Below are 25,834 nucleotides of genomic sequence, written 5' to 3' on the forward strand. Positions count from 1 at the left end.
GGCATGTGTGGATTACGACTTGACAGAACGCAGAACCGCGAACGAATGGCCTTCCAGCACAGTGTGCGAGGCCTCGACCGTCGGTTCGCCCCACGCAATCAGCACGGTTCCGGTGACGGGTACCTGCACGGTGCCCGTCCCGAGATTGCACGCGATCGACACCGACCCCCGATGCATCACAATCCATTGGCACTTCTCGTCGTAATCGATCGAAAGGTGCTCGAGCCACGGGTCCGCCAAGTCGGGTTCGCTGCGCCGCAACGCGATCAGGCCTCGATAGATGTCCAGCAACTGCGCGTGTTCAGCGGTGCTGAGCTCGGCCCAGTCCAGCTTCGATCGCGAAAAGGTCTGCGGGTCTTGCGGATCCGGAATTTCGTCGGCATTCCATCCGTGGTGCGCGAATTCCGCCTTGCGGCCCTCGGCGGTTGCTCTGGCGAGCTCCGGCTCCGGGTGGCTGGTGAAGAACTGGAACGGATGCGACGAACCCCACTCCTCGCCCATGAACATCATCGCGGTGTACGGAGACGTCAGTGCGAGCGCAGCCTTGACGGCCAGCTGACCGACATCGAGGTTCTGCGACGGCCGATCGCCGGTTGCACGGTTGCCCACTTGGTCGTGCGTGCAGGTGTATGCCATCAAGCGAGTCGCCGGGATGGTCTTCTTGTCCAGCGGCCGACCGTGCCGTCGGCCGCGGAACGACGAATACGTGCCTGCATGGAAGTATCCGTTAAGCAATGTGCTTGCAAGCGTTTCCAGTGAACCGAAATCCGCGTAGTAGCCCTGGCGCTCACCCGACACCGCGGCGTGGATCGCGTGATGGATGTCATCGTCCCACTGCGCCGTCATCCCGTAACCGCCCCGGTCGCGAGGGGTGATCAACCGGGGGTCGTTCAGGTCACTCTCGGCGATCAGCGACAGTGGGCGGCCCAGTTCGGCTGCGAGCGAATCGGTCTCGGCCGACAGCTCTTCGAGGATGTGGAGGGCCGTGGTGTCGACGAGTGCGTGTACCGCGTCTAGGCGCAGGCCATCGGCGTGGAAATCGCGCATCCAGCGCAGCGCGCAGTCGATGATGTAGCGCCGCACCTCATCGGAGTCCGCATCCGAAACATTCAGGCCCTCACCCCAGGGGTTGCTGCCCGACGACAGATACGGGCCGAAGCGGGGCAGGTAATTGCCCGACGGGCCAAAGTGATTGAACACGGCGTCGATCAGCACGCCGAGCCCGCGCCGGTGGCATGCGTCGACGAACCGGACCAGCGCGTCGGGTCCACCGTACGGCTCGTGGACCGCATACCAGAGCACTCCGTCGTAACCCCAGCCGTGGATGCCGGCGAAGGCGTTGACCGGCATCACCTCGACGAAGTCGATACCGAGGTCGACGAGGTAGTCCAGCTTCGTGATCGCCGAGTCCAGTGTGCCCTCGGCGGTGAACGCGCCGATGTGCAGTTCGTAGATCACACTTCCGGCGATGCTGCGGCCCTGCCAATTCTGGTCGGTCCACGCGTCCCCGGCCGGTGACCACAGCTGGGAGCGTTCGTGCACACCGTCGGGTTGTCGCGGCGAGCGGGGATCCGGCAGTACCGCAGGGTCCTCGTCGAGGACGAAACCGTAGCGGGCGCCGGGTGCGGCGGCGATGTCGGTGCGCCACCATCCGTCGTCACTTCGTCGCATCTGGTGCAGCGCACCGTCGACATCCAGCTGTACCTGGTCGGGAATCGGTGCCCACACCGCGAATTCAGCCATCCGCGCGCTCCAGCAGCGCCACGGGCAGCTCGGCGAACAGATCGCCGGCGGCCACCTGGCCGGTGAACGATCGGCCGGTCAGCACGTCGTCCCACCGGCCGGCAGGTAGGCCCAGAGTCGTGTCGCCCCATCCGGTTTCGTCGAGGCGCACGGTCCACCGGCTGACTGCCACCAGTACGTGGGTGGCCCGGAGAAACGCGACGACATGCTCGCGCGCCGGTCCTGTGGCGAAGGCCGGCGAATGGCCTCCCGCCAGGAATGCCTCGGGACGGCGCCGTCGCAGCCTCAACGCGGCCGAGGTCACTCGCAGCTTGGGATGCTCCAGTGATGCCAGGGCGGTCCGGCGGGCTGCGAAGTCGACGGGCCTGCGGTTGTCGGGGTCGACGAGGCTGTCGTCCCATAGTTCGGTGCCCTGGTACACGTCCGGGATGCCCGGCGCGGTGAGCTGTATGAGCTTCTGTCCCAGCGCATCGCTATGCGCGTGAGGATCGAGTCGGGCGACCAGCTTGGTCAGCTCGGCGGCGATATCCCCGTCGATCACGGTGTCCAACCACGCGTGCACTGCCGACTCGAACTCGGTGTCGGGATCGTTCCACGACGTGTGCGTCGAGGCTTCCCGGATCGCCTTCTCGGTGTATGCATGCAACCGGTCGCGCAGCGCGTCGGTCACCCGACCGTCGACAGGCCATACGCCGAAGATGTTCTGCAGCAGGAACATTCCCGTCATATGATCTGGCGCTGGGGCCCTGTTCGCCCAGCCGCCGACGAATTCGGCCCACAATGACGGAACCTGCGAGAGCACGCCGATGCGCGCCCGGACGTCTTCGCCGCGCTTGGTGTCATGTGTGGACAGGGTCGTCATCGCATGCGGCCACAACCGGGCACGGTCCGCGGCCCGCCGGTGGAATTCGGCTGCGCTCACGCCGAATCGCGAAGGCTCGCCGCCGACCTCGTTGAGCGACACCAGCCGCGCGTCCCGATAGAACAGGCAGTCCTCCATCGATTTGGCGGTGGCCGCGCCGCACAGCTGCTGCAGGCGGACGGCGGGCTCGGCGCTGTTCAATGCGGCCGCGACCACCTGCAGAGGTTCGGCGAATTCTGGTGAAGCCACAAGTGTTTCGGCGATCGCTACGGGAAGGATCGCGGACAGCGACAGATAGTCGGAGCGATAGACGCCAATTCGGCTGACCAGGGCAGCCACCGCGTCGGGCAGTCGCGGGTGATCTTGGCCGGTCGCATGCACCATGGCGCGCACCAGGCGGCGCAACTCGCTGGACAGCATGTCGGTGACGGTGGTGGCCTTGAGCTCGCGCGCCAGCATCGCGTTGGCCGAGTACGGTGCGCCCGCGGATTCGTACAGTGAGGTGAGAGCGTGCTCACCGGCCGGGTCCACGAAGACGCCGCCGAATTCGCGCAGCGCGTCGTAGCCGGTGGTGCCGGCGACGGGCAGCGTCGGTTCCAGCGCCTCGTCGACGGCCAGGATCTTTTCGACGACGATCCACGCGTCCGCTCCGGTGATCTCCCGCAGCCAGCCGAGATAGCCGGTGGGATCGGACAATCCGTCGGGGTGGTCCACCCGGACGCCGTCGACGAGGCCCTCGGTGAACCATCGCCGCACCTCCGAGTGAGTGGCGTCAAACACCGCGCGGTCCTCCTGGCGCAGCCCCGCGAGAGAGGTGATCGCGAAAAACCTTCGGTAGCCGACCAATCCGCGACGCCAGCCGATCAGCCGGTAGTGCTGTCGCGCGTGGACATCGGGCCCCGAACCCTCGCCGGTGCCCGGCGCGATCGGGAACACGAGATCACCCAACCGCAGTACGTCTCCGTCGACAGTCAGGTCGGCGACGTCGTCGTCGGAACCCAGCACGGGCAGTGCCAGCTTGCCCTCCACGCCGTTGTCGGGTGCCCAGTCGATGTCGAAGAACGTGCTGAACTGCGATTCCCTGCCGTGCCGCAACACATCCCACCACCACGCGTTCTGCATGGGATCGCCAACGCCGAGGTGGTTGGGGACGATGTCCACCACAAGACCCATCCCGCGTGCGCGCGCGGCCTCCGACAGACGGGCGAGTCCGTTCTCGCCGCCCAGTTCGCGAGACACGGTGGCTGGGTCGGTGACGTCGTAGCCGTGCGCGGAGTCTTGCGTTGCGGTCAGGATCGGCGACAGGTAGACGTGGCTGACACCGAGGTCGTCGAGATAGTCCAACACGTCCTGCGCATCGGCGAAAGTGAGTGCGTCGCCACGCATCTGCAACCGATATGTCGAGACGACAGGGACGTTGTCTGTCACGCTGTTCTGCGCAGCACGATCACGGACCGGGCTTCGAGGGTGATCTTCTCGCCGGCGAGTGCGGTCAGATCGGTTTCCCCCCGCGGGTCAGCGGTATCGAGGCAAGCACTCCACTCGCTGCCGTACCGCCCTTCGGGCACAACGAAATCGAGTTCCTCATCGTGGCCGTTGAAACACAGCAGGAAAGAGTCGTCGACAACGCGGAAGCCGCGAGCGTCGGGCTCTGATATCGCTTCCCCGTTCAGGAACGCCGCGATGCTCTTGCCGAACCCGCTGTCCCAGTCCTCGAGCGTCATCCGCTTGCCCGACGGCGTGAGCCATGCGATGTCGCGGACCTGGGCGCCGTTGCGGGTGGGTCGGCCGTCGAAGAACCGGCGGCGGCGAAACACCGGATGTCTCTTGCGCAGCGTGGTCACCGTACGGGTGAACTCCAACAGGTCGGCGTTGGTCTTCGTCAGTGACCAGTCCATCCACGACAGCGGGGAGTCCTGACAGTAGACATTGTTGTTGCCCCGCTGCGTGCGGCCGATCTCGTCGCCGTGCGCGATCATCGGGGTGCCCTGCGAAACCATCAGCGTGACAAGGAAGTTCCGCATCTGGCGACAGCGGAGTTCGAGGATCTCGGGGTCATCGGTGGGGCCCTCGACGCCGCAGTTCCACGACCGGTTGTGGCTCTCGCCGTCGCGGTTGTCCTCGCCGTTGGCCTTGTTGTGCTTCTTGTTGTAGGAGACCAGGTCGCGCAACGTGAAGCCGTCATGTGCGGTGACGAAATTGATGCTGGCGGACGGCCGGCGCCCGGTGGCCTCGTAGAGGTCCGATGACCCGGTGAGCCGTGACGCGAATTCGCCAAGCGTCGCCGGCTCGCCGCGCCAGTAGTCCCGGACGGTGTCGCGGTACTTGCCGTTCCATTCGGTCCACAGGCCGGGGAAGTTGCCGACCTGGTAGCCGCCCTCGCCCACGTCCCACGGCTCGGCAATCAGCTTGACCTGACTGACCACCGGGTCCTGCTGGACGAGATCGAAAAATGCCGACAACCGGTCCACATCGTGCAGCTCCCGCGCCAGAGTGGACGCGAGGTCGAACCGGAAGCCGTCGATGTGCATCTCCAGGGCCCAGTAGCGCAGCGAGTCCATGATGAGTTGGAGGGTGTGCGGGTGGCGCGCGTTGAGGCTGTTACCCGTGCCGGTGTAGTCCTTGTAGTAGCGCAAATCCTCGTCCAGTAGCCGGTAGTAGTGGGCATTGTCGATGCCGCGGAAGTTGATCGTGGGTCCCAGCTGATTGCCCTCGGCGGTGTGGTTGTAAACCACGTCGAGAATCACCTCGATGCCGGCTTCGTGATAGAGCCGGACCATGTTCTTGAACTCGGCCACGGCGGCGCCTGGCTGACGAAATGACGCGTAGGCGTTGTGGGGCGCGAAGTACCCGAACGTGTTGTAGCCCCAGTAGTTTCGAAGGCCGAGGTCGAGCAGTCGGAAGTCGTGCATGAACTGGTGGACCGGCATCAGTTCGATCGCGGTGACGTTCAGCGACAGCAGATGTTCGACCACCGCCGGATGGGCAAGTCCGGAGTAGGTGCCCCGGAGTTCTTCGGGGATCGCCGGGTGGGTCTGGGTCATGCCCTTGACGTGGGCTTCATAGATGATCGTCTCGTGGTACGGCCGGCGCGGCGCGCGATCGGAGCCCCAGTCGAAGAAGGGGTTCACCACAACGCTGGTCATCGTGTGTCCGAGCGAGTCGATCATCGTGCGCTCGCCGGAGGCTGAATCGTCGTCGGATGTCGTGTCGTAGGAGAACAGCGACGGGCCTTGGGTGAACTCACCGTCGAACGCCTTGCCGTACGGGTCCAGCAACAGCTTGCTCGGGTCACACCGCTGTCCGGCCGCGGGATTCCACGGGCCGTCGACGCGGAACCCGTAGCGCTGCCCCGGGGTGATCGCTGGAAGGTATGCATGCCACACGAAGCTGTCGACTTCGTCGAGTTCGATCCGTTGCTCGGTGCCGTCCTTGGCAATCAGGCAAAGCTCGACCGTGGTGGCGCATTCGGAGAACAGTGAGAAGTTGGTGCCTGCGCCGTCAAAGGTCGCGCCGAGCGGATATGGGGTGCCGGGCCAGACCGTCGCGAGCACTGGTGCAGGGTGTGGCTTCTTCTCAGCCGCGGCCATCATCCGACCCTATCGGGCGTGACGTGATGCCGCGGGCTATGTCTGCTCGGTCGTCATCGACCGTTCACCACCAGCGGGTCGCCGCACCGACCTGGCGCCCGAGCTCGTCGGTCAACGTGCGGACGTAGGTGGCAGACAGGTGGTGAGAATCGCGGTACACCAGGACATTTCCCTCGACCGCTCGGCAGATGTCCGCCCGGCAAACGGCATCGCTGAGGTCGATGGGCCGCAGCAACGGGAACTGGTCGACCGCGTCGAGTGTCGGGTTCCGGGTCTCGAGTACATCGGAGCGATTCATGCCGCACGACGTCGCCGTCCCACCGTCGGAGAGACAGTCGGCCGGTTCGAAGGAGATTCCGTTGCGCACGAACCACGGGGTGTCGCGCACGCCGAGGATGCCGATTCCGTACTGCGACAACATCTCCCAGATGCCGACGTAGCTGGGCGGCATCTCGTCGCCGATGTCGCCGAACCGCGGCCTGGTGGAATTAGTGAAGACGTAGTCAGGACGGGCCGCCACGAGTTTGTCCATCACGGCCGACACCCACTCATGGCACTGCGGATACGGGATGTCGTCGCCGACGATCGTCGGTACCGCTTCGGTGGACAGCGGACAGCCCATCTTCAGATACGTGACGACCTTGAAGTGGTGGGTTTGCCCCAGCACGTTGAGCGCGGTGATCCAGTGTTCGGCATGCGAGCCGCCGGCCATTGCAATGGTGCGCGTGGCGTTCTTGTCGCCGTAGACGCACGTGTGGATCTGCTGATCACCGAAGTCGCTGGTACACCCATCGCGGGTGGTCTCGGGTAGATCGGTCTTCGCCTCGAGCACCGTCGGGCGTATCGGCAGTTTCTGGGGGTTCGCTCCGGACGTCAGGGCCAATGCGCCTGGGTAATCCTTCGTCGACAACCCGACCAGCCCTTTGGCGCTTGCTCGCTGGACGATGACGTGCTCGCGCCACGTGAACGACGTTGCGGTCAACGCCACCGCGAGGAGTGCGACGAAAGATCCGAGCAGAATCGTAGGGCGGGGCAGCCCGCGGCGCAGCGACACGGTCCGCGGTCTGGTCGCTGAGGCGCGATATCGGAGGGGGTTCTCAACGAACCGCGTGGTGAGGTAGGCCAGCACGACCGACACGATCAGGATGACCGCACCGTCGACGAGCCCGGCGTGATTGTGGCCGCTATAGGACAGCCAGAAGATCAGCAGCGGCCAGTGCCACAGGTACAGGGAATACGCCATCGCCCCGAGCGCGACGAACGGCGCCGAGGCCAGCACCCGGTTGGGCAGCGGGGTGGCGTCGGGTGATTCGGGGTCGAGATTCCGGTTGGCCGCGGCGAGGATCACCAAGACCGTGGCACCGACAGGCACCAGCGCCCACGGACCGGGGAACTGCCGCACCCCGTCGATCAACGCTCCGCACGAGAGAATCGCTCCGACACCGACGGTGGCCGCCACGGTGCGCGCCCAGAACGGCCAGCGCACATACGGGACGAGGGCCCCGACCAGCGCGCCGAGCAGCAGCTCCCACGCCCTGGCGAAGCTGTTGTAGTACGCCGTCGCCTGGTTGAGCTCGTGGGCATAGATCGCGAACGCGAACGACCCGAGTGTGAGCGTGGCCAGCAGGACCACGAACGCGCGGCGGAGATACTGGCGGAGCCACCGTCCGAACAGCAGCGTGAACGCCAGAACGAGGGCGAGAAACGCGATGTAGAACTGGCCCTGCACCGACATCGACCAGATGTGCTGCAGCGGACTGACCGCCTCACCGGCACGCAGGTAGCTCGAGACGGTGTGCGCCAGCTCCCAGTTCTGGTAGTAGCCAAGGCTTGCCAGGCTCTGGTTGGCGAAAGCCTCCCAGCGGGTCTGCGGCTGGATGAGAACCGTTAGCACGGCCGACGCGGCCAGCACCACGACAAGCGCGGGCAGGAGCCGCCGCGCCAACCGGACGATTTCCGGCACCGGCGACAGTGACGGATGGCGTGTCAGGGCGGTGCGCAGCAGACGTCCGCCGAAGAAGAAACCCGACAGCACCAAGAACACGTCCACACCGCCGGAGACACGGCCGAACCACACGTGAAACACCGCGACGAGTGCGATCGCGACTCCGCGCAACCCGTCGAGATCGTGGCGATAGGACGGATTGTCGCGGGAACTCGGTGGTGCGTCGCGCACAGCCCGCAGCGCAGGCCCCGGGGCTGAACGTGTGCGCGTGAGGGTGATCATGGTCGAGGTCAATCTACCCAAGCGGTGCGCCACGCACATGGTGTGGACAGCGTGTCGAGCAAACGTCCAGGGGCTCGCCAGAATCGCTGCACTACGCTGCATTCCTGTGAGTTTTTCGGCTCGATCTCCATGGCTGCATTGACGCCCGAGGAAATCGGCGCGATCGACGCCGCGCACGTGTGGCATCCCTACAGTCCCGCGGGACCGGGTGCGCTTCCGTCGGTGGTCGCCGTCGGCGCGCGTGGGTCGCGGCTGACCGTCGTGCGCGAGGGCGGACCGGTCGAGGTGATCGATGCGATGAGCTCGTGGTGGACAGCGATCCACGGCCACGGTCACCCGGTGCTGGATGCTGCGATCACCGCCCAGCTCGCGACGATGAACCACGTCATGTTCGGCGGCCTGACCCACGAACCCGCAGCTCGCCTCGCCCGGCTGCTCGTCGACATCACGCCGGCCGGGCTGGACACCGTGTTCTTCAGCGACTCCGGCTCGGTGTCCGTGGAGGTCGCCGTCAAGATGGCGCTGCAGTATTGGCGCAGCCTGGGCCGTCCGGCCAAGCACCGGCTGATGACGTGGCGGGGCGGCTACCACGGCGACACGTTCACGCCGATGAGCGTCTGCGACCCAGAGGGTGGCATGCACACGTTGTGGACCGATGTCCTGGCGCGGCAAGTGTTCGCACCGCAGGTGCCTACCTCATACGAGCCGTCGTACAGCGCCGCATTCGAGGAGCAACTCGCGCGGCACGCCGACGAGCTCGCGGCGGTGATCGTCGAGCCTGTGGTGCAAGGCGCGGGCGGTATGCGATTTCATGACCCGCGCTATCTGATCGACGTGCGCGCCGCCTGCCGCAGGCATGGGGTATTGCTGATCTTCGATGAGATCGCCACCGGATTCGGGCGGACCGGGGAACTGTTCGCTGCCGGCCACGCGGGCGTCACGCCCGACATCATGTGCGTCGGAAAGGCCATGACCGGCGGTTACCTCACCCTGGCGGCGACGTTGTGCGGCGCCCACGTAGCGCAGACCATCAGCGAAGGCGAGCCCGGAGCACTGATGCACGGCCCGACCTTCATGGCCAATGCGCTGGCCTGCGCGGTGTCGGTGGCGTCGGTGGAACTGCTGCTCGGCCAGGATTGGCGGACCCGTGTCGCTGACATCGAGGCAGGCCTGAGTGGAGGGCTGGAGAAGGCGCAGTCAGTCGACGGCGTGACGGATGTCCGGGTGCTCGGAGCCATCGGGGTGATCGAGATGCGCCATCCGGTCGACCTCGCGGTGGCCACGCCCGTCGCGCTCGATCATGGTGTGTGGCTGCGGCCCTTCCGCAACCTCATCTATGTCATGCCGCCCTACATCTGCTCGCCAGCCGAGATCGACCAGATCACCTCGGCGATGGTGGCGGTTGCGAGTTCCGTAGGGTAACGCCCAGATGAAGAGCCGAATCGCCACCACACCGCTGGCGTGGCTCGACGAGGTCGAGCAGCAGCGCCGCGATGCCGGGCTGCGCCGCTCGTTGCGCACCCGGCCGCCCGTCGGCGCCGAGATCGACCTCGCGTCCAACGACTATCTCGGGTTGTCGCAACATCCCAGCGTCATCGACGGCGCCGTGGCCGCGGCACGCACCTGGGGCGCCGGGTCGACCGGCTCGCGGCTGGTGACCGGGAACACCGAGCTGCACGAGGACTTCGAACACGAGTTGGCCGAGTTCGTGGGCGCCCCTTCGGCTTTGGTGTTCTCGTCGGGCTACACCGCCAACCTGGCTGCCGTCGTCGCGCTGTCCGGACCGGGGGCACTGGTGGTGTCCGACGAGCGCAGCCACGCCTCGCTCGTCGACGCGTGCCGGCTGTCGCGGGCGCGGGTAGTGGTGGCGCCGCACGGTGACGTCGACGCCGTCGACGCCGCATTGGCCGCGCGCGATGAAGACCGCGCTGTCGTCATCACCGATTCTGTGTTCTCCGCCGACGGCGCTCTGGCCCCGATTCTCTCGCTGCACGACGTGTGCCGCAGGCACGGCGCGCTGCTGATCGTCGACGAGGCCCACGGCTTGGGGGTGCGCGGCGAGGGTGGCCGGGGGCTCCTGCACGAAGTAGGTCTCGCCGGCGCGCCCGACGTGGTGATGACGACGACGCTGTCGAAGGCTCTCGGAGGTCAGGGCGGCGCGGTTCTCGGTCCGCCCGCCGTGCGAGAGCACCTGATCGACGCGGCGCGCCCGATGATCTTCGACACCGGGCTCGCGCCCGCCGCGCTGGGGGCTGCGCTTGCGGCACTACGCGTATTGATCGCCGACCCCGAACTGCCGCAGAGGGTTCGGCGAAACGCCGCAGTTCTCGCCGCCACCTGCGGCGTGGCCGACCGACCGGAATCTGCGGTGGTACCGGTGATCCTGGGTGCACCCGAGGTGGCACTGGCCGCGGCGACGGCGTGCCTTGACCGCGGTGTGCGGGTGGGGTGCTTCCGGCCGCCGTCGGTGCCGCACGGGACCTCGAGGTTGCGGTTGACGGCACGCGCGTCCCTCACCGGCGAGGAGATGGACATTGCGCAGCGCGTGCTGACCGACGTTCTCGGCGCCGTGCGGGCGTGAGCGTCGTATTCGTCTCGGGTACCGACACGGGCGTCGGCAAGACCGTGGCGACCGCCGTGCTCGCGTGTGCCGCGCGGCTGGCCGGCATCGACGTCGTGGTGTGCAAGCCGGTGCAGACAGGGACCACCGGGGGCGACGACGACCTCGCCGAGGTGACGCGGTTGTCCGGCGTTGACAGGGTGGTCGGGTCGTGGCGCTACCCGGAGCCGTTGGCGCCGGCTGCAGCAGCGGAATTGGCACGGCTGCCGCTGCCGAATCGTGTTGAGCTCGACGTGCTCGTGCGGACCATCGATCACTCGAACCAGTTGACGTTGATCGAAGGCGCCGGGGGATTGCTCGTCGAACTCGGCGAGGGCGGCGTGACGCTGCGGGATCTGGCTCACGACGCCCATGCTCCCGTGCTCGTGGTGGTTTCTCCCGGGCTCGGCACCCTGAACCAGACCGCCCTCACGCTGGAAGCACTTGATACGCATAGTGTTTCGTGCGCAGGCTTGGTTCTCGGTTCATGGCCGACGACACCGGGTCCCGCCGAGCTGAGCAACCGCGAGAAACTCGCGAAGATGGCCGAGCTGCGGGCGGTGCTGCCTGCGGGCGCGGCGAGGATGAGGCAGGCGGAATTCGAGCAGCTGAGTGCGTCGGTGGTGGACCGGGACTGGCTGGCAGACCTGGCCCGGTGACGAGGTGCGGACGCGAGGAGCAAATCAACAGTGGTGCACTCGATCGAGCTGCTGCTCGACCCCGACACTGAGTCTGTGCTCCGGCGCGTGTGGGAAAGCCTCTCCGACGCCGGCTTGCGCGCGCCGGGGCCGACGAGCAGGCCTCACGCCACGTTGATCGTTGCCGACGGCATCTCGACGGACGCCGATCAGGACTTGCGGCCGCTGTTGCGCCGGCTGCCCGTGTCATGTGTCATCGGGGCCCCGATGGTGTTCGGGCGCGAGCCTTTCACCTTGGTGCGATCCGTCGTTCCGTCAACTGAATTGCTCGATCTGCACGCAGAAGCGATGCGTGTGTGCGCTGAGTACCTGTCGCCGGGCCCGGCGCCGAACACCGCTGTGGGGCAATGGACTCCGCATGTGACGTTGGCGCGAAGGGTCGACCAGGCGCAACTTCGGTCGGCGTTGAATATCCGTACGGTGACGCGCGACTTGCAGGGTGGCTTCGTCGGGTTACGCCACTGGGACGGAAACCACCGCGCCGAGCACCTGATTCAGTAGCACGCGCAACACGTCGATTTCTGCGCTAGGGCTGTTGATTTCGCGGAACCACGACCCTGGTGCAGAAATCGGCGCAGTGTCGCGCACTAGACGCCCACATCACGCGCCGAGAGACGCGAGTGGCGGATGAGATTCGAGCTGCGGCGGCTACTCGGAATTCTCCGCGCTGGCGCCGAACTCCGCGCGCGCGTGTGCAATCCCGTCGACAAGCAGCGAGAGCCCGAATGCGAACCTGGCGCTCGGATCCGTCGCCAGGACGGATTGCGCATCGGGCAGGGCTCCCGCCGCATCCCACTGCAGACGCGATTGTTCGTCGGCCGTGAAGCCCAGGACGTAGTAGACGACAGATCGCGCAGCCACGTCGTCCTTGCCGGGCGCGACGCCGGCGTCCGCGGCGGCCGCGGCCAACTGCCCGACCACCTTTGTCATCGCCTCGGACTGCCCTGCCGCGAAGGTGGCCGACACCAGTTCGGCGCCATCGGTGTGGGACAACAGGGCCTCGCGCAGCGACGAGCCCACCGCGACGATCCGTTCGCGCCATCCGTCGGCGGCACTGTCGCGAAGCATCGGTTCCAGAATCCGGTCGGCCACCGCGCCGAGCAGGGCTTGCTTGCTGGGGAAGTGCCAGTACAGCGCGCCGGGGCTGACATCGAGCTCACGGGCCAGGCGCCTCATGGTCAAGTCGGCGATGCCGTACGTGTCCAAAAGCGCGGTCGCGGCATCGACCACGTCGAATTTGTGCAGCTGCACGCAGCTACCCTAGCCTGAACACCGTTCAAGAATCGGAGGGCGCAGCGTGACCGACATCCTGGAAGTGGCCCGCGAGCAGGTGCTCGAAAATGGCAAGGGCCTCACTGAGGATCAGGTGCTCGCCGTCCTGCGGTTGTCCGACGACCGCCTTGATGATCTGCTGGCCCTGGCCCACGAGGTGCGGATGCGGTGGTGCGGCCCGGAGGTCGAGGTTGAGGGCATCATCAGCCTCAAGACCGGCGGCTGCCCCGAGGACTGCCACTTCTGTTCGCAGTCGGGCCTTTTCAGCTCGCCCGTGCGCAGCGCGTGGCTGGACATCCCCAGCCTCGTGGAAGCTGCGAAGCAGACGGCTAAGACCGGCGCCACCGAATTCTGCATCGTCGCTGCGGTGCGCGGGCCCGATGAGCGGCTGCTCTCGCAGGTCGCTGCGGGTATCGAGGCGATCCGCAACGAGGTCGACATCCAGATCGCCTGCTCACTGGGAATGCTGACCCAAGAGCAGGTGGACCAGCTCTCGGCGATGGGCGTCCACCGCTACAACCACAACCTCGAAACCGCTCGGTCGCACTTCACCAGCGTCGTCACGACGCACACGTGGGAGGAACGCTGGGCGACCCTGTCGATGGTGCGCGACGCGGGTATGGAGGTCTGCTGCGGCGGCATTCTCGGCATGGGGGAGACGCTCGAGCAGCGAGCCGAGTTCGCCTGCCAGCTGGCCGAATTGGAGCCTGATGAGGTGCCGCTGAACTTCCTCAATCCGCGGCAGGGAACACCATTCGGTGACCTCGACGTGCTGCCCGCGTCAGAAGCGCTCAAGGCCGTCGCCGCGTTCCGGCTGGCGTTGCCCCGCACCATGCTTCGGTTCGCAGGCGGGCGCGAGATCACACTCGGCGACCTGGGCGCGAAGCAGGGGATCCTCGGTGGCATTAACGCCGTCATCGTCGGCAATTACCTGACCACGCTGGGCCGCCCGGCCGAGGCCGACCTGGAGCTGCTCGACAACCTCCAGATGCCGATCAAAGCGCTCAACGCGACGCTGTAAGAGACGCTGTTCCAGTGGCCAAGTTCAACGTCTACACCGGCGAGGCGGCGGGCACCTCGGTCCCGGCGGCTGCGCAGCTTGGTTTGGAGCCGCCACGCTATTGCGCCGAATGCGGACGGCGGATGACCGTGCAGGTGCGTCCCGACGGGTGGTCTGCACAATGTTCGAGGCATGGGACGTCGGACTCGACTGACCAGGAGAGGCAACCGTGAAGGCCCCTAACCTGCCCAGAGAGGTCCGGCAAGGGATAGCGGTCACAGCGGGGATGGCTGTGGCCGGCGTAGTCGCGGGTGGGATCTGGGCAGTGCTTGCCCCGCCGGCCACCGGCGTCGTCGGGTGGACGCGGGCAGGCGAACTGCTGCACGGCTACGTCCGCAACGATGCGGAGCACTTCTTCGATTCCGCGGTGATGATGGCCGGCTTGCTGTTCGTCGTGGCCGTCGTCAGTGCCGTTCTGATGTGGCAGTGGCGGTCGGCTCGCGGGCCCGCGATGGTAATCGGGCTGGTCACCGGCGGTGTGGCTGCGGCGGGCACGGCGGCCGGCGTAGGTGCCGGACTTGTTCGACTTCGCTACGGCCACACGGACTTCGCGTCGGTTCCCGCCGATCACAAGGTCCACTACGTCACCGAGGCACCTGCGGTGTTCTTCGGTCATTCACCCGTCCAGGTGATCGCGGGGCTGCTGCTGCCGTCAGCCGTCGCCGCCCTGACATATGCGATCATCGCCGCAGGATCGCCGGACGACGACCTTGGCGTCGTGCCCTCAGTGGCCCAGACGGTGGGTTAGCTCACCGTCTGGGTCAGCCGGCGTCGGCCGTAGACAGCGGTTCGCGGTGCAACGTCCTGCCGGTGAGGACACGCCCGGCGATCGACATGAGCTTGATCATGCCCTTGTACGTCGACAGGTTGAACATTGTCGGCCACGTTGTGCGGGCGATGTTCTCGGTCAGCGGCCGGGCGGCGAATCGGTCTCGCAGCCAGCGCAATGTCATCGGCGCGGACATCGGATGCAGCAGCATGTGCTCGCTGAACATGTCCCTGTGATAGGTGACGGCAGCACCTCCGGCGCGATAACTCTCCGTCAGCTCGTCGATGTCGTCGACCGACACGATCCTGTCGTGGACGGCCTGCACGATCAGCACGGGCGCGCCGGGCACCGCGGTCCCCAGCTTGATGTCGTCGAAGACGAATTGAACCTCCGGCTCGTCGAGAATCTCGTTGAGCGGACGGTCCACATAGGAGTCCATGTCTTTGTTGGCCATGCGGATGACGGCCTCCATCGTCGTCATCCGCTGCAGCGAGTCCAGCAATGCGACGCCGTCGTCGGTGGCGTGACGCTTGATCACACGGTCCAGCTCCGGGTACACCCGGCTGAGCGCAGCGACCACCATCGCCGGTAGCCCCGAGAAGAACGTGCCGTTGAGCCGACGGAAGGTGCTGCCCAGATCGCCCACGGGAGAACCGAGTACAGCGCCGACAACGTTCAATTCCGGGGCGTAGTCGGCATACACTTCTGCGGCCCATGCCGAGGCAAGGCCGCCTCCCGAATATCCCCACAGCCCGATCGGCGCCGACGCCGACAATCCGAGTCGATCGCAGCGCAGTGCGGCGCGCACACCGTCGAGAACACGATAACCCGGCTCGTACGGAGCTCCCCAGATGCCTTGTGAGCCTTCATGATCCGGCACGGACACGGCCCAGCCTTCCGACAGGGCGGCAGCGATGAGCAGAAATTCAAGCTGCGCCAGCGCGCCGAGCGCGAACGATCCGCGCCGCAACGCATACGAGGGGAAGCATCGGGAGGCGACGGCGTCGATCGCGCACTGGTAGGAGACAACGGGGCAGAGGTTTCCCGGCGCTCGTTCGGCGGGCACCAGCACTGTCGTTGCGGTGGCCTCGGGCAAGCCGGTCCGGTCGGTGCTGCGATACAGCAGCTGGGTGGCGGTGAACTTCTGCCGGATCAGGCCCATGAACGCGAGTTCGACATCGCGCGACCGCAGCACGGTGCCGGGCGCCGCGTGCTCGAAGCCGGGCGGAGGAACATAAAAGCGATCGTCTTCCGGAAGCCTCGGACGCCCGCGCTGGACGTCCTCGTGGGGCGCGTGGCCGATCCACTCAGCACCGGTCGTTGTGGCCAGCCTGGCAGCCTCCATATGAACACTCCTCACGTGCCACTGGGCATTCTTACTTAAGAAGACCTTAAGAGTCCAGTCTGGCTACCCGACGCCGCACACGCCGACCCCTTACCTCTTTGTGACCTGTATCACACGAATCCTGCGTCAGTATGTCTCGACGGCGACTTCGACCTCGCCGGTCGGCCCGAACACCAGGGCCTTATAGGTGCCCGGCTTGCCGCCTGCGTACGGAGACTGGGGTTCCCCGGACGGGCTGAACGTCGTGAGCACGTCGCAATTGCCGCCACTGCTGTGGCAGGAGACCGTGAATTCCTTGCCCTTGGGGTTGGGAACGTCGACGAGGGCGTACCCGCCGTCGATATACGGGCCCATTCGTTCGATCGACACGCTCGTCGAGCCGTCGAGATTGACGGTGCCGGCCACCTGGGTCGACTTGGTGAACTCTGTCATGTCGTGGTGAACAAGCGCTTTGATGATGGCGAGCTCCTTATCGCCGACCCAGCTGAGCACATCGGAGAACCAGCTGAACACCGTGCGCAGGGCGCTGATCTTCCAACCACCGTCTGCGCGCACCGCCACGACATAGTTCAACCGGTCGACGAGCGGCTTGAATATCTTCGCCTTCGTGTCGCTGAGACAGTACTGCCCGTTGTCAGCTTGTCCCGTGACTCGCAGGCAGCTGCCGTCCCAGTCGAATTCACCTGTCTGCCCATCGGTGGTGGCCGCCAAGCGGACTCGGTCCAGGCGAACCCTTGCGGTATCGCCGTTGACGGAGAGCAGACTGAACTTGCTGCCGCTCGTGTCAATGGACTCCACCTGCGACCTGTCTGACTTCAAGAGCCGGGAATTGATGAATTTCCGATACGTCTGAAGCGCTCTGCCTTCCACTCCACCGACAGCGTCGGCGATCGCGGAGATGTCATGTGTCTGAAAGGTTTTAGCAATCGCATTGAGCAGTCCGTCGGCCGCTGCGGCGGGCGAATCGAAGCCGGGCGCGACGCTGGGCGGAGAGGTTTCGTAACCAGCCTCTTCTGAGGCGTACTGGAGGCCGGTGAAGGTGGGACTGACGTACCAGCTGCCGTCTCTTTCGACGGCCATCACAAACGGCGGCTGCGTACGACCGCCGACGCGCACCGTCGTGTCGCGCTGCGTCTCGGTTTTTCCGTTTGTCGTGACAGTGCTTCCGACGGTGGCTCCGCGGATCTTGACAGTGGCTTTGTCGAACGACATTCTGTCTCTCTCGAAATCCTTGCGCATCCAGTCGGGCATTTTCGAGGTGTCGAAAGACACTGCTATGTCGGCGTTTTCGATGCTGACCTTGGCGAGCTCGGTCTGCTGGTCGTGGGCGCTCAGCTCGAGGTTCTCGACGTTGACATGCACTCCCTGGTTGCCGTACAGGTTGTTGAGATCAGCCTCGTCGCCAATCGCCCGCATGATTCGTTCGCTCTGCTGCTGGACATCCGCGTACCCGGCGACCTCGTCAGGGGGGAGCATCAGCGCGAGTTGGCGCCAATCGTTGTTTTCGATCGCCTCGATCGCGGCTCTCACGGCTTCCTCGGGCGATGCCGCCCCACCGAAGAATCGTGCCAGTACGGTGCGGTGAAGCATAACGCCGCCGGCGACGAGGACCGCAAACACCAAAAGCCCTGCCACCCATCGCACTATCGGAGGACGGCCCGCGGGTTGCGGCGGCATGTACCCCGCGGCCGCAGCCGGGTAGGGGGCCAAGGGCGGCGCCACCGGCATCGGGCCGGTAGCGGGAGGGGGCTGCCAACTCACGGAGATTCCTTGGGGTTTATCGAGAATGGAGTGCTGGGGTCATGGATAACGGACGCGGAGCGCCGCCTGTACCGCGGGGTCGGGGGACAATCGCAGGTGCTGGACAAGATCCGGCGGCGTTGCCGGGTTGGCCGCGAGGTAGGGCCACAGCGCGACGTTCTGCTGCGCGAGCGCGTAGAGCACCTGCGGCGGCGTCGACGGGTCAGCTGCTACGGTTGCGGGGTCGGCGAACACGGGCCCAATAGGGGGCCAGCCCATCGGCGGCATCGGTGGGACCGGTTGTGGGCGAACAGGTTTAGGAAAAAACGCGCGCATCGATGCCGGGACCGTAACAAATGCCGCCGCGGCGATAGGCAGCGCAACAGCCGCGATCACCAGAGGGCCTGTCGCCGCTTCCCAGGAATGCCAGCTGAGGCCCAGTATCACTATCAGGGCTATCCCTGCTGCCCCCTGAATTCCTGCCGCTATGAGAACAGCTGTGCGGCTATATGCCGGATTGACGTCGATGCGTTGTCGCGCCCAATCTGACGCCACCGCAGCAACTCCCGCGCACACTGCGGTACTGAGTACCCCCGCACTCAGCGACCCGGTCAATGTGACGTCGACTACCACCTGCGCAAGGACGAGGATGTCCGCTACCAGCGCCAGACCGAACATAATGCGTACCGCACCGAGCCAAGTCTGCGTATCCCGCTGCATGGCTGGCGGATTCAGCGACGGTGACAGCGCGACAAGTGCCGCAACCATCGTGAGCGTGATGCCGCAGAATGGCAGGTTCAGCGACTCGGCGGTGCCGAAGGTGAAGTGGCCGACCCCCGCGAGGATTGCCCACAACAGCGCGCCTGCGCCCGCAGCGCCCAGAGCAAGACGTCGTGCGGCATCGCCCCGCGCCGCCCGGTTCGCCACGCGCCAGACCGCGACGACCCACGCGCCGAACAGGAGTGTCTGCACCACGGGCAGGAACACCATGGCCCGCAACGAGATCACGTTGAGCAGTGAACGGTAGGTGTTGAGGAGCACGAGCAGCACAGCCAGCATGGCGCACGCGATGAGCGCGACGCATACGGCAGAAAGGATCCGCCCCCAGAGTTGAGCGCTGCGTTGTGTTGCGGTGTCGATCAGATCAGAACGCCGAGGCAGGGCTGCTAGTGTCGCGGCCGCTGTCGCGATCCACGCTCCGGGGGCCAGAGCGAACTCGGTCACCCCCACGTGGATTCCACCGAGGATCGCATCGACGACGAAATATGTTGCCGCGCAGAGCGCGAGCGGGCCGGCCGTCAATAGCTTGGCCACTCTGAGCTTGCCGGGTGTCCAGGACGGCCCGAAGAGATTCGTGCGGCTCAGGTAGGGCAGGACGATCGCGCAGAGGGCCAGCACCACCCCGGCGATGACCTCGGGTCGGCTGTACCCATGGCCGGCCGCGGTCCATGGCAGGATCAGGGCGAGGATCAGTCCGACAATCGCCGCCGAATCGAAAATCCAGTCGGACCGCGGCACACATGCGAACGGGCTTGGGCGCGGAGGTCTTTGCGGTACCGGAATGTAGCCCGGCGGAAGGGTACCGGCCATCGGCGCCATCTGGTACCCCTGCGGATGCAGAGCTGCCTGCGGATAGGCGGGGGGTTGCGCGTGCGTCGCGGGCTGTGCGTACGCGGCGGGTTGTGAATACGCCGCCGATTGCGGGTCCGCGAAAGGCTGCGTGTATCCGGCGCCGAAGCGCGACGGCGGGAGGTACCCGGCCGGAAGCTGTTGTTGGTAGGCAGGAAGATCGGTCTCGGCGCCGCCGTCGGACGGCTGGCCGGCGCTCTCAGACCCGGCGCTTGGCGGTCCGTCATCTGCCATGTGTGCCCCCATCGGATGATCCTGCATCGTGCCACAAGGGTGCCGTATCTGGTCTCGGGATTGCCTGTCCGGGACGGCAATGCAGGTTCTGCCTGGCAGAACTCAGCCCGGCGGACGCAACGCGGCGAACTCGTCGGTGACGCGGTACTGGGAGTCGGTGAAGCGGTAGAGCGCGGCCGGACGGCCGCCGCTGCGTCCACTGCGGGCGATCGTTCCGGTGCGCGTGATGACGTTGCGTCGTGCGAGCACTCGTTGCAGGTTAGTGGCGTCGACCTGGTGGCCGAGCGCCGAACCGTAGATATCGCGGAGCGTGGAAAGCGCGAATTCCTTTGGTGCCAAGGCAAATCCGATGTTGGTGTAGGACATCTTGGCGATCAGACGGCTGTGGGCGTGGGTAACCATGGGGCCGTGGTCGAACGCCATCGGCGGCAGCGCGCTGACCGGATGCCACCGGGTGTCGGGCGGCAGGGCAGGTACGGCCGGGGAGGGCACGAGGCCGAGGAAGGTGGACGCAATGGTCCGAGTGCCCGGCACCCGCGCCGGGTCCGAGAACACGGCCAGCTGTTCGAGGTGAGCAATCTCACGCAGGTCGACCTTCTCGGCCAGCTGACGTCGGATTGAACTGGTCATGTCTTCGTCGTTTCGTAGCCGTCCACCCGGCAAGGACCAGGCGCCACGCTGCGGATTCATCGCGCGCTCCCACAAGAGAACGCTGAGCTCGGGGTTCGGTGTGCCTAGCTGGCGAACCTGGAACACGACCGCCAGCACCTCGTGCGCGGTGCTAGAATTTGGCATGTTTTCGATTATAAGTCGAAAACCTGACCACAGGAGGCGGCGATGACGCTCCTTTCTGAACCGGGCTTGGCTGGGGGCCCGCCGCAGGGCGCATACACCGGCGTCGAGCCGGACGCCGAGTGGGTGGCCGAGGTCCGGCGGCTGGCCAAGCAGCGCGACGCGACAATTCTCGCCCACAACTACCAGGTGCCGGCCATTCAGGATGTCGCCGACCATGTCGGGGACTCGCTGGCCCTCTCGCGAATCGCGGCCGAGGCGCCCGAGCAGACGATCGTCTTCTGCGGCGTGCACTTCATGGCCGAGACCGCCAAGATCCTCAGCCCTGACAAGACCGTGCTGATTCCGGACCAGCGTGCGGGTTGCTCGCTGGCCGAGTCGATCACCGCCGATGACCTGGCGGCATGGAAGGCCGAACATCCCGGCGCTGTCGTGGTGTCCTACGTCAACACCACCGCGGCCGTCAAAGCGCTCACCGACATCTGCTGCACGTCGGCCAATGCCGTCGACGTCGTTGCATCGATCCCCGAGGACCGCGAGGTGCTGTTCTGCCCCGACCAGTTCCTCGGCGCACACGTCCGGCGCGTGACCGGACGCAAGAACTTGCACGTCTGGGCCGGCGAATGTCACGTGCACGCCGGCATCAACGGCGACGAGCTCGCCGCCCAGGCCCGCGCCCATCCCGGCGCGGAGCTTTTCGTGCACCCTGAATGCGGTTGCGCGACCTCTGCGCTGTATCTCGCCGGAGAGGGCGCGGTGCCCGCGGATCGAGTGAAGATCCTGTCGACGGGCGGCATGCTCGAGGCGGCCCGCGCCACCAGCGCCCGGGAGGTGCTCGTGGCCACCGAGGTCGGGATGCTGCACCAATTGCGCAAGGCCGCACCGCGGGTCGACTTCCGCGCGGTTAACGACCGGGCGTCGTGCAAGTACATGAAGATGATCACGCCGGCCGCGTTGTTGCGCTGCCTGCGCAATGGCGTCGACGAAGTGGATGTCGATCCGGAAATCGCGCGGCTGGCCCGCCGCAGCGTGCAGCGGATGATCGAAATCGGCCAGCCGGGCGGTGGGGAATGACTCGCTTGTCTTCTCTTCGCGCGCGCGGCTCATCGGAAGTATCTTCTCTTCGCGCAAGCGGCTCATCGACGCATCAGCGTGCCGACGTCGTCGTGATCGGCACCGGGGTCGGGGGTCTCGCTGCTGCGATTGCCGCGGCACGCCAAGGCCGCACGGTGATGGTGCTCAGCAAGGCGGCCAACACCGCGACGTTCTACGCACAGGGCGGCATCGCGGTGGTGCTTCCGCGCACCGAGGACTCTGTCGAGGCTCATGTCAACGACACACTGTCGGCAGGGGCGGGTCTCTGCGACCCCGATGCAGTGCGGTCGATCGTTGCCGACGGGTATCGCGCGGTGACCGAATTGGTCGCCGCCGGAGCGCGTTTCGACGAGGCCACCCCAGGCCAGTGGGCTTTGACTCGTGAAGGCGGACATTCCAGGCGGCGGATCGTGCACGCGGGCGGTGACGCCACCGGCGCCGAAGTGCAGCGCGCACTGAACCACGCTGCCGCGAAGCTGGATATCCGGCACAATCATGTTGCCGTGCAATTGCTTTGCGACGTCGACGGCATCACCGGGGTGCAGGTCATCAACGATGACGGCATCGGTGTGGTGCACGCCCCCGCGGTAATCCTTGCCACGGGCGGTCTGGGCCAGCTGTACCAGGCCACCACCAACCCCGAGGGTTCGACGGGCGACGGAATCGCGTTGGCGTTGTGGGCCGGTGTCCCGGTGAGTGACGTCGAGTTCGTCCAATTCCACCCGACGATGCTTTTCGACGAGCGCGTCGGCGGCCGCAGACCGCTGATTACCGAGGCCCTGCGCGGCGAAGGCGCCAGCCTCCTTGACGCCCGCGGTGTTTCGATCACTGCGGGTGTGCATCCGATGGGTGATCTGGCACCCCGTGACGTGGTAGCCGCCGCGATCGACGCCCGGCTGCGCGAATCGGGCGACCGGTGTGCCTATCTCGACGCTCGGGGAGTGACCGATGTGGCCCGCAGATTTCCCACGGTCACCGCCGCGTGCCGGGCGGCGGGAATCGACCCTGCGAAAGACTTGATCCCCATCGTGCCGGGAGCGCATTACAGCTGTGGGGGCGTGGTCACCGACGTCGAGGGCGGCACAGGATTACCCGGTCTGTTCGCGGCGGGCGAAGTGGCGCGCACTGGAATGCACGGTGCCAACCGGCTGGCGTCCAACAGCCTGCTCGAAGGCTTGGTCGTCGGCGGCCGCGCGGGACGCAGGGCTGCCGCACACGCGCTGAGCAGAGGGCGCGTGAACGCAGTGGCCCCGGTGCTGCCGCTTCGTACAGCATTGGCCCGCAACGATTTACAGCACATCATGTCCGCGCACGCATCGGTCGTGCGCGACGCCGACGGACTGACCGGGGCGGAGGCCGCATTTCAGGCGGCCCCGCCGCGCGCTGCGCTCACCAACACTGACGCCGAGGACATTGCCCTGACGGTGACCGCGCAAGCCGTCGTCGCCGCGGCACTTGCGCGCGCCGAGACTCGCGGTTGCCACCATCGAGACGACTACCCGGACACCGATCCGGCACAGGCCAGCAGCGCGACTGCCCGCCTCGCATCCGACGGGCGCGTCGTCGTCGACGCACAGGTGCCTGCCGGGGCCTGCGGTTGATGCACCTGTCCGAAAACGAGGTCGCTGAGGCGCGCTCGGCGATCCGCCGCGCCCTCGATGAGGACCTCCGGTACGGCCCCGACGTCACCACCGAGGCGACCGTGGCGGCCGGTGCGACGACGACTGCTGCAGTGGTCACCAGGGAGCCCGGTGTCATCGCGGGAGTGGGGGTGGCACTGCTCGTGCTGGACGAGGTGCTCGGAATGGGCGGGTACGAGGTGCTCGACAGGGCGTCGGACGGGGACAGGCTGGACGCCGGGGCAGTAGCTCTGCGCGTTCACGGCGACACCAGAGGGGTGCTGACGGCGGAACGCACGATGCTGAACCTCGTGTGTCACCTGTCGGGTATCGCCACGACGACCCGCGCTTGGGTCGATGCGGTTGCCGGCACAACCGCGACAATCCGGGACACCCGCAAGACGCTGCCCGGGCTGCGCGCGCTGCAGAAGTACGCGGTTCGCGTCGGCGGCGGACAGAACCACCGCATGGGATTGGGCGACGCCGCACTGATCAAGGACAACCACGTCGCTGCGGCCGGATCCGTGGTGGCCGCGCTGCGGGCGGTCCGGGCCGCCGCGCCCGACCTACCCTGTGAGGTCGAGGTGGACTCGCTCGACCAACTCGACGAGGTACTGGCGGAGCCGGTGGAACTCGTCCTGCTGGACAACTTTCCGGTCTGGCAGACCCAGATCGCGGTGCAACGCCGCGACGCACGCGCCCCGCTTGTGAAGCTGGAGTCATCCGGCGGCCTGGTGCTGGATAACGCCCACGAGTATGCCGCGACGGGCGTCGACTACCTCGCGATTGGCGCGCTCACCCACTCCGTGCGGGTGCTCGACGTCGGTTTGGATTTCTAAGCGCGGCGTTTTCCGCGAGCGGGCGTGTCTGCTGCGCGACACGCCGCAATTGTGCGTACTTTGCGCACGCTCGTCGTCCGTCAGTCGGCGCCGAGGATGGCCGAAACGGCAGCCCGCGCGGCGTTGAGCGCGGCCACATCTCCGGTCGTGCGTGACAGCATCAACGCACCTTCGATCACCGAAACAACTGCGAGGGCAGCCTCTTTCGCGCGTTCGTCGCCCCACCCGTCCCTGCAGAGTCGCTGTGTGATCGCCGTACACCAGCTGTCAAAAGCCCGCGCCGCGGCACCGCGAATCAGCTCGCTCGCGTGCACCGACTCCGTCGCGATCGGCTCAACAGGGCATCCGTCGCGACAATCTGCCGAGAGACCGGCAACGAGAAGCTCCACCCATTGATCGACGACCGCCGACACGGGGACCTCTTGTGCGAGCGCTGTCCGAAGGATCCGTTCGATGTCGGCTCCGGCCGTCTCGACCACGGCGGCGGCGAGCGCCTGTTTGCCGCCGGGGAAGTGGTGGTACAGCGATCCGGCCTTCACGCCTGCGTCGTCGAGGACCTGGTTGAGGCCCGTCGCGGCGTATCCCTGCCGGCGAAACAGGGTACCGGCGGTCTCGATCAGCGCGGCGCGGCTGCGGTCGGGGCGGGGCATGCCCTTGACAATACTAGAAAGGTCATTCAAGAATCACACCTATGCGGCAGTTGATGTTCGTCGAGCCCGGAAGATATGCCTGGCGAGAAGCGCCGGAGCCGACGATCACGTCGCCGGAACAGGCGCTCGTTCGGCCCGTTGCCGTGGCGTGCTGCGATCTCGACATGGCAGTGGCGGAAGGCATGTTGCCGATGCCGCCGGGACACGCCGTGGGCCACGAGGGGGTGGCGGAAGTGGTGGCCGTCGGTGACGCCGTGACGACGGTGCGGGCGGGTGACCGGGTGGTGGTGCCGTTTCAGATCAGCTGCGGGCGGTGCCGCGAGTGTCTGCGTGGTGCGACGGGTTCCTGCGGTACGCATCCATTGATGGCGATGTATGGCATGGCCCCGCTCGCTGGGCTTGACGGCGGCGGCTTTATGTCCGATCTGGTGTCGGTGCCGCACGGCGACGCGATGCTCATTCCCATACCGCAGCCCGTCGATCCCGTTGCCATCGCGTCGCTTTCGGACAACATTCCCGACGGATGGCGCGCAATTGGCCCGTACCGCGCCGAGCTTGATGCGCTAGACCCTTCGGATCGACGAGTTCTCGTCGTGGGTCGGCGGTCGATCGGTGTGTATGCCGCTGCGTTCGCATCGGCGATCGGCGCCCACGTCGACTATGTCGACACCGACAAGAACCGGCTTGCCGCCGCCGAGAAACTGGGTGCTGTCGTGCACGACCGCGCAAAACCGGACCGATCCTGGGAGCCCTATCCGGTGACGGTGCACACCTCGGCCGACCCGGCGCTGCTCGCGGCCACATTGCGCGCGACGTGGGCCGACGGCGTGTGCACCGACACCGGCGTCTACCCCCAGATCAAGGTCGAGATGCCGCTGCTGCCGATGTACACGCGCGGTGTCCGGTTCGTGACGGGCCGAGTCAACGCGCGCGCGGTGATTCCCGAGATTCTCGACGTCCTCACGACGGGTTGCGATCTCGCACCGGTCGTCGAACACGTAGCGGATTGGGAAGACGCACCGCAGGTGTGGCCCTCGATGACGGCCAAGACCGTCTTCACCCGCGTGTGAG

The 25,834-nt window shown here is 66.4% G+C and carries 21 protein-coding genes; 11 read left to right on the forward strand and 10 right to left on the reverse strand.

Annotation, left to right across the window (positions count from 1 at the left end):
- Positions 1 to 12 precede the first annotated feature (12 nt).
- From treZ to QOH60_RS19730, 4 genes are all read right to left on the reverse strand, one after another.
- Positions 13 to 1,743 carry a malto-oligosyltrehalose trehalohydrolase gene (gene treZ / locus QOH60_RS19715; protein WP_526423486.1) on the reverse strand — a complete coding sequence of 577 codons (1,731 nt, stop codon included), beginning with the start codon at positions 1,741 to 1,743 and terminating at the stop codon, positions 13 to 15.
- Positions 1,736 to 3,991, reverse strand: a complete 2,256-nt coding sequence (treY, locus tag QOH60_RS19720) for a malto-oligosyltrehalose synthase (RefSeq protein WP_526423598.1) — start codon at positions 3,989 to 3,991, stop codon at positions 1,736 to 1,738. Before treY ends, treZ begins: the two co-directional genes overlap by 8 nt.
- 38 nt (positions 3,992 to 4,029) lie before the next feature.
- The gene (gene glgX / locus QOH60_RS19725; protein ID WP_526423488.1) at positions 4,030 to 6,195 is read right to left on the reverse strand and encodes a glycogen debranching protein GlgX; all 2,166 of its coding nucleotides are present in this window, start codon (positions 6,193 to 6,195) and stop codon (positions 4,030 to 4,032) included.
- Positions 6,196 to 6,259: 64 nt separating this feature from the next.
- On the reverse strand, positions 6,260 to 8,422 hold the full coding sequence (locus QOH60_RS19730; RefSeq protein ID WP_526423490.1) for an acyltransferase family protein: 2,163 nt from the start codon (positions 8,420 to 8,422) through the stop codon (positions 6,260 to 6,262).
- Between the two features lie 129 nt (positions 8,423 to 8,551).
- On the opposite strand from QOH60_RS19730, the gene bioA reads away from it, so the two are divergent.
- The 4 genes from bioA to QOH60_RS19750 are packed head-to-tail and all read left to right on the forward strand — an operon-like array spanning position 8,552 to position 12,220.
- Positions 8,552 to 9,844: an adenosylmethionine--8-amino-7-oxononanoate transaminase gene (gene bioA / locus QOH60_RS19735; RefSeq protein ID WP_526423492.1), complete on the forward strand. Its 1,293-nt coding sequence runs from the start codon at positions 8,552 to 8,554 to the stop codon at positions 9,842 to 9,844.
- Positions 9,845 to 9,851: 7 nt separating this feature from the next.
- On the forward strand, positions 9,852 to 11,003 hold the full coding sequence (bioF, locus tag QOH60_RS19740; RefSeq protein ID WP_526423494.1) for an 8-amino-7-oxononanoate synthase: 1,152 nt from the start codon (positions 9,852 to 9,854) through the stop codon (positions 11,001 to 11,003).
- A complete protein-coding gene (gene bioD, locus QOH60_RS19745; RefSeq protein WP_526423496.1) occupies positions 11,000 to 11,680 on the forward strand; it encodes a dethiobiotin synthase in 681 nt (226 codons plus the stop codon). The genes bioF and bioD overlap by 4 nt, the downstream gene beginning before the upstream one ends.
- A 30-nt stretch (positions 11,681 to 11,710) precedes the next feature.
- The gene (locus QOH60_RS19750; RefSeq protein ID WP_526423498.1) at positions 11,711 to 12,220 is read left to right on the forward strand and encodes a 2'-5' RNA ligase family protein; all 510 of its coding nucleotides are present in this window, start codon (positions 11,711 to 11,713) and stop codon (positions 12,218 to 12,220) included.
- A gap of 147 nt (positions 12,221 to 12,367) precedes the next feature.
- Here the strand turns inward: QOH60_RS19750 and QOH60_RS19755 are convergent, their stop codons facing one another.
- The gene (locus QOH60_RS19755; protein WP_526423500.1) at positions 12,368 to 12,970 is read right to left on the reverse strand and encodes a TetR/AcrR family transcriptional regulator; all 603 of its coding nucleotides are present in this window, start codon (positions 12,968 to 12,970) and stop codon (positions 12,368 to 12,370) included.
- 46 nt (positions 12,971 to 13,016) lie between these two features.
- Between QOH60_RS19755 and bioB the strand changes: the two genes are divergently transcribed.
- Genes bioB through QOH60_RS19770 form a run of 3 tightly spaced genes read left to right on the forward strand, consistent with a single transcriptional unit; the run spans position 13,017 to position 14,799 of the window.
- Positions 13,017 to 14,012 carry a biotin synthase BioB gene (bioB, locus tag QOH60_RS19760; RefSeq protein ID WP_526423502.1) on the forward strand — a complete coding sequence of 332 codons (996 nt, stop codon included), beginning with the start codon at positions 13,017 to 13,019 and terminating at the stop codon, positions 14,010 to 14,012.
- A gap of 14 nt (positions 14,013 to 14,026) precedes the next feature.
- Positions 14,027 to 14,224, forward strand: a complete 198-nt coding sequence (gene bsaP, locus QOH60_RS19765) for a biotin synthase auxiliary protein BsaP (RefSeq protein WP_526423504.1) — start codon at positions 14,027 to 14,029, stop codon at positions 14,222 to 14,224.
- A complete protein-coding gene (locus QOH60_RS19770) occupies positions 14,221 to 14,799 on the forward strand; it encodes a DUF2567 domain-containing protein (protein ID WP_526423506.1) in 579 nt (192 codons plus the stop codon). Before bsaP ends, QOH60_RS19770 begins: the two co-directional genes overlap by 4 nt.
- Positions 14,800 to 14,812: 13 nt before the next feature.
- On the opposite strand, the gene QOH60_RS19775 is transcribed toward QOH60_RS19770, so the two are convergent.
- From QOH60_RS19775 to QOH60_RS19790, 4 genes are all read right to left on the reverse strand, one after another.
- Positions 14,813 to 16,165 (reverse strand): lipase family protein, encoded by a 1,353-nt coding sequence (locus tag QOH60_RS19775; protein ID WP_526423508.1) that lies wholly within the window; start codon positions 16,163 to 16,165, stop codon positions 14,813 to 14,815.
- A gap of 126 nt (positions 16,166 to 16,291) precedes the next feature.
- The gene (locus QOH60_RS19780; RefSeq protein WP_526423510.1) at positions 16,292 to 17,926 is read right to left on the reverse strand and encodes a hypothetical protein; all 1,635 of its coding nucleotides are present in this window, start codon (positions 17,924 to 17,926) and stop codon (positions 16,292 to 16,294) included.
- Between the two features lie 39 nt (positions 17,927 to 17,965).
- Positions 17,966 to 19,768: a DUF7937 domain-containing protein gene (locus QOH60_RS19785; protein ID WP_526423512.1), complete on the reverse strand. Its 1,803-nt coding sequence runs from the start codon at positions 19,766 to 19,768 to the stop codon at positions 17,966 to 17,968.
- Positions 19,769 to 19,870: 102 nt separating this feature from the next.
- Positions 19,871 to 20,563, reverse strand: a complete 693-nt coding sequence (locus tag QOH60_RS19790) for an NrtR DNA-binding winged helix domain-containing protein (RefSeq protein ID WP_526423514.1) — start codon at positions 20,561 to 20,563, stop codon at positions 19,871 to 19,873.
- A 42-nt stretch (positions 20,564 to 20,605) separates the two neighbouring features.
- Between QOH60_RS19790 and nadA the strand changes: the two genes are divergently transcribed.
- The 3 genes from nadA to nadC are packed head-to-tail and all read left to right on the forward strand — an operon-like array spanning position 20,606 to position 24,113.
- The gene (gene nadA, locus QOH60_RS19795) at positions 20,606 to 21,634 is read left to right on the forward strand and encodes a quinolinate synthase NadA (RefSeq protein WP_526423516.1); all 1,029 of its coding nucleotides are present in this window, start codon (positions 20,606 to 20,608) and stop codon (positions 21,632 to 21,634) included.
- Positions 21,631 to 23,256, forward strand: coding sequence for an L-aspartate oxidase (locus QOH60_RS19800; RefSeq protein ID WP_526423518.1), 1,626 nt, complete (start codon positions 21,631 to 21,633; stop codon positions 23,254 to 23,256). The genes nadA and QOH60_RS19800 overlap by 4 nt, the downstream gene beginning before the upstream one ends.
- Positions 23,256 to 24,113: a carboxylating nicotinate-nucleotide diphosphorylase gene (gene nadC / locus QOH60_RS19805; protein WP_526423520.1), complete on the forward strand. Its 858-nt coding sequence runs from the start codon at positions 23,256 to 23,258 to the stop codon at positions 24,111 to 24,113. Before QOH60_RS19800 ends, nadC begins: the two co-directional genes overlap by 1 nt.
- An 80-nt stretch (positions 24,114 to 24,193) precedes the next feature.
- On the opposite strand, the gene QOH60_RS19810 is transcribed toward nadC, so the two are convergent.
- Positions 24,194 to 24,763, reverse strand: a complete 570-nt coding sequence (locus QOH60_RS19810; protein ID WP_526423523.1) for a TetR/AcrR family transcriptional regulator — start codon at positions 24,761 to 24,763, stop codon at positions 24,194 to 24,196.
- Between the two features lie 41 nt (positions 24,764 to 24,804).
- Between QOH60_RS19810 and QOH60_RS19815 the strand changes: the two genes are divergently transcribed.
- Positions 24,805 to 25,833 (forward strand): alcohol dehydrogenase catalytic domain-containing protein, encoded by a 1,029-nt coding sequence (locus QOH60_RS19815; RefSeq protein ID WP_526423525.1) that lies wholly within the window; start codon positions 24,805 to 24,807, stop codon positions 25,831 to 25,833.
- Position 25,834 lies beyond the last annotated feature (1 nt).

The organism is Mycobacterium sp., from assembly GCF_032159765.1.
Lineage (GTDB): Bacteria > Actinomycetota > Actinomycetes > Mycobacteriales > Mycobacteriaceae > Mycobacterium.

What these genes read in the sequence shown, in the direction of transcription:
- treZ (WP_526423486.1), bottom strand. Translation starts at nt 1,743, where the DNA reads ATGGCTGAATTCGCGGTGTGGGCACCGATTCCCGACCAGGTACAGCTG.
- treY (WP_526423598.1), bottom strand. Translation starts at nt 3,991, where the DNA reads ATGCGTGGCGACGCACTCACTTTCGCCGATGCGCAGGACGTGTTGGAC.
- glgX (WP_526423488.1), bottom strand. Translation starts at nt 6,195, where the DNA reads ATGGCCGCGGCTGAGAAGAAGCCACACCCTGCACCAGTGCTCGCGACG.
- QOH60_RS19730 (WP_526423490.1), bottom strand. Translation starts at nt 8,422, where the DNA reads ATGATCACCCTCACGCGCACACGTTCAGCCCCGGGGCCTGCGCTGCGG.
- bioA (WP_526423492.1), top strand. Translation starts at nt 8,552, where the DNA reads ATGGCTGCATTGACGCCCGAGGAAATCGGCGCGATCGACGCCGCGCAC.
- bioF (WP_526423494.1), top strand. Translation starts at nt 9,852, where the DNA reads ATGAAGAGCCGAATCGCCACCACACCGCTGGCGTGGCTCGACGAGGTC.
- QOH60_RS19775 (WP_526423508.1), bottom strand. Translation starts at nt 16,165, where the DNA reads ATGGAGGCTGCCAGGCTGGCCACAACGACCGGTGCTGAGTGGATCGGC.
- QOH60_RS19785 (WP_526423512.1), bottom strand. Translation starts at nt 19,768, where the DNA reads ATGGCAGATGACGGACCGCCAAGCGCCGGGTCTGAGAGCGCCGGCCAG.
- QOH60_RS19790 (WP_526423514.1), bottom strand. Translation starts at nt 20,563, where the DNA reads ATGCCAAATTCTAGCACCGCGCACGAGGTGCTGGCGGTCGTGTTCCAG.
- nadA (WP_526423516.1), top strand. Translation starts at nt 20,606, where the DNA reads ATGACGCTCCTTTCTGAACCGGGCTTGGCTGGGGGCCCGCCGCAGGGC.
- QOH60_RS19800 (WP_526423518.1), top strand. Translation starts at nt 21,631, where the DNA reads ATGACTCGCTTGTCTTCTCTTCGCGCGCGCGGCTCATCGGAAGTATCT.
- nadC (WP_526423520.1), top strand. Translation starts at nt 23,256, where the DNA reads ATGCACCTGTCCGAAAACGAGGTCGCTGAGGCGCGCTCGGCGATCCGC.
- QOH60_RS19810 (WP_526423523.1), bottom strand. Translation starts at nt 24,763, where the DNA reads ATGCCCCGCCCCGACCGCAGCCGCGCCGCGCTGATCGAGACCGCCGGT.
- QOH60_RS19815 (WP_526423525.1), top strand. Translation starts at nt 24,805, where the DNA reads ATGCGGCAGTTGATGTTCGTCGAGCCCGGAAGATATGCCTGGCGAGAA.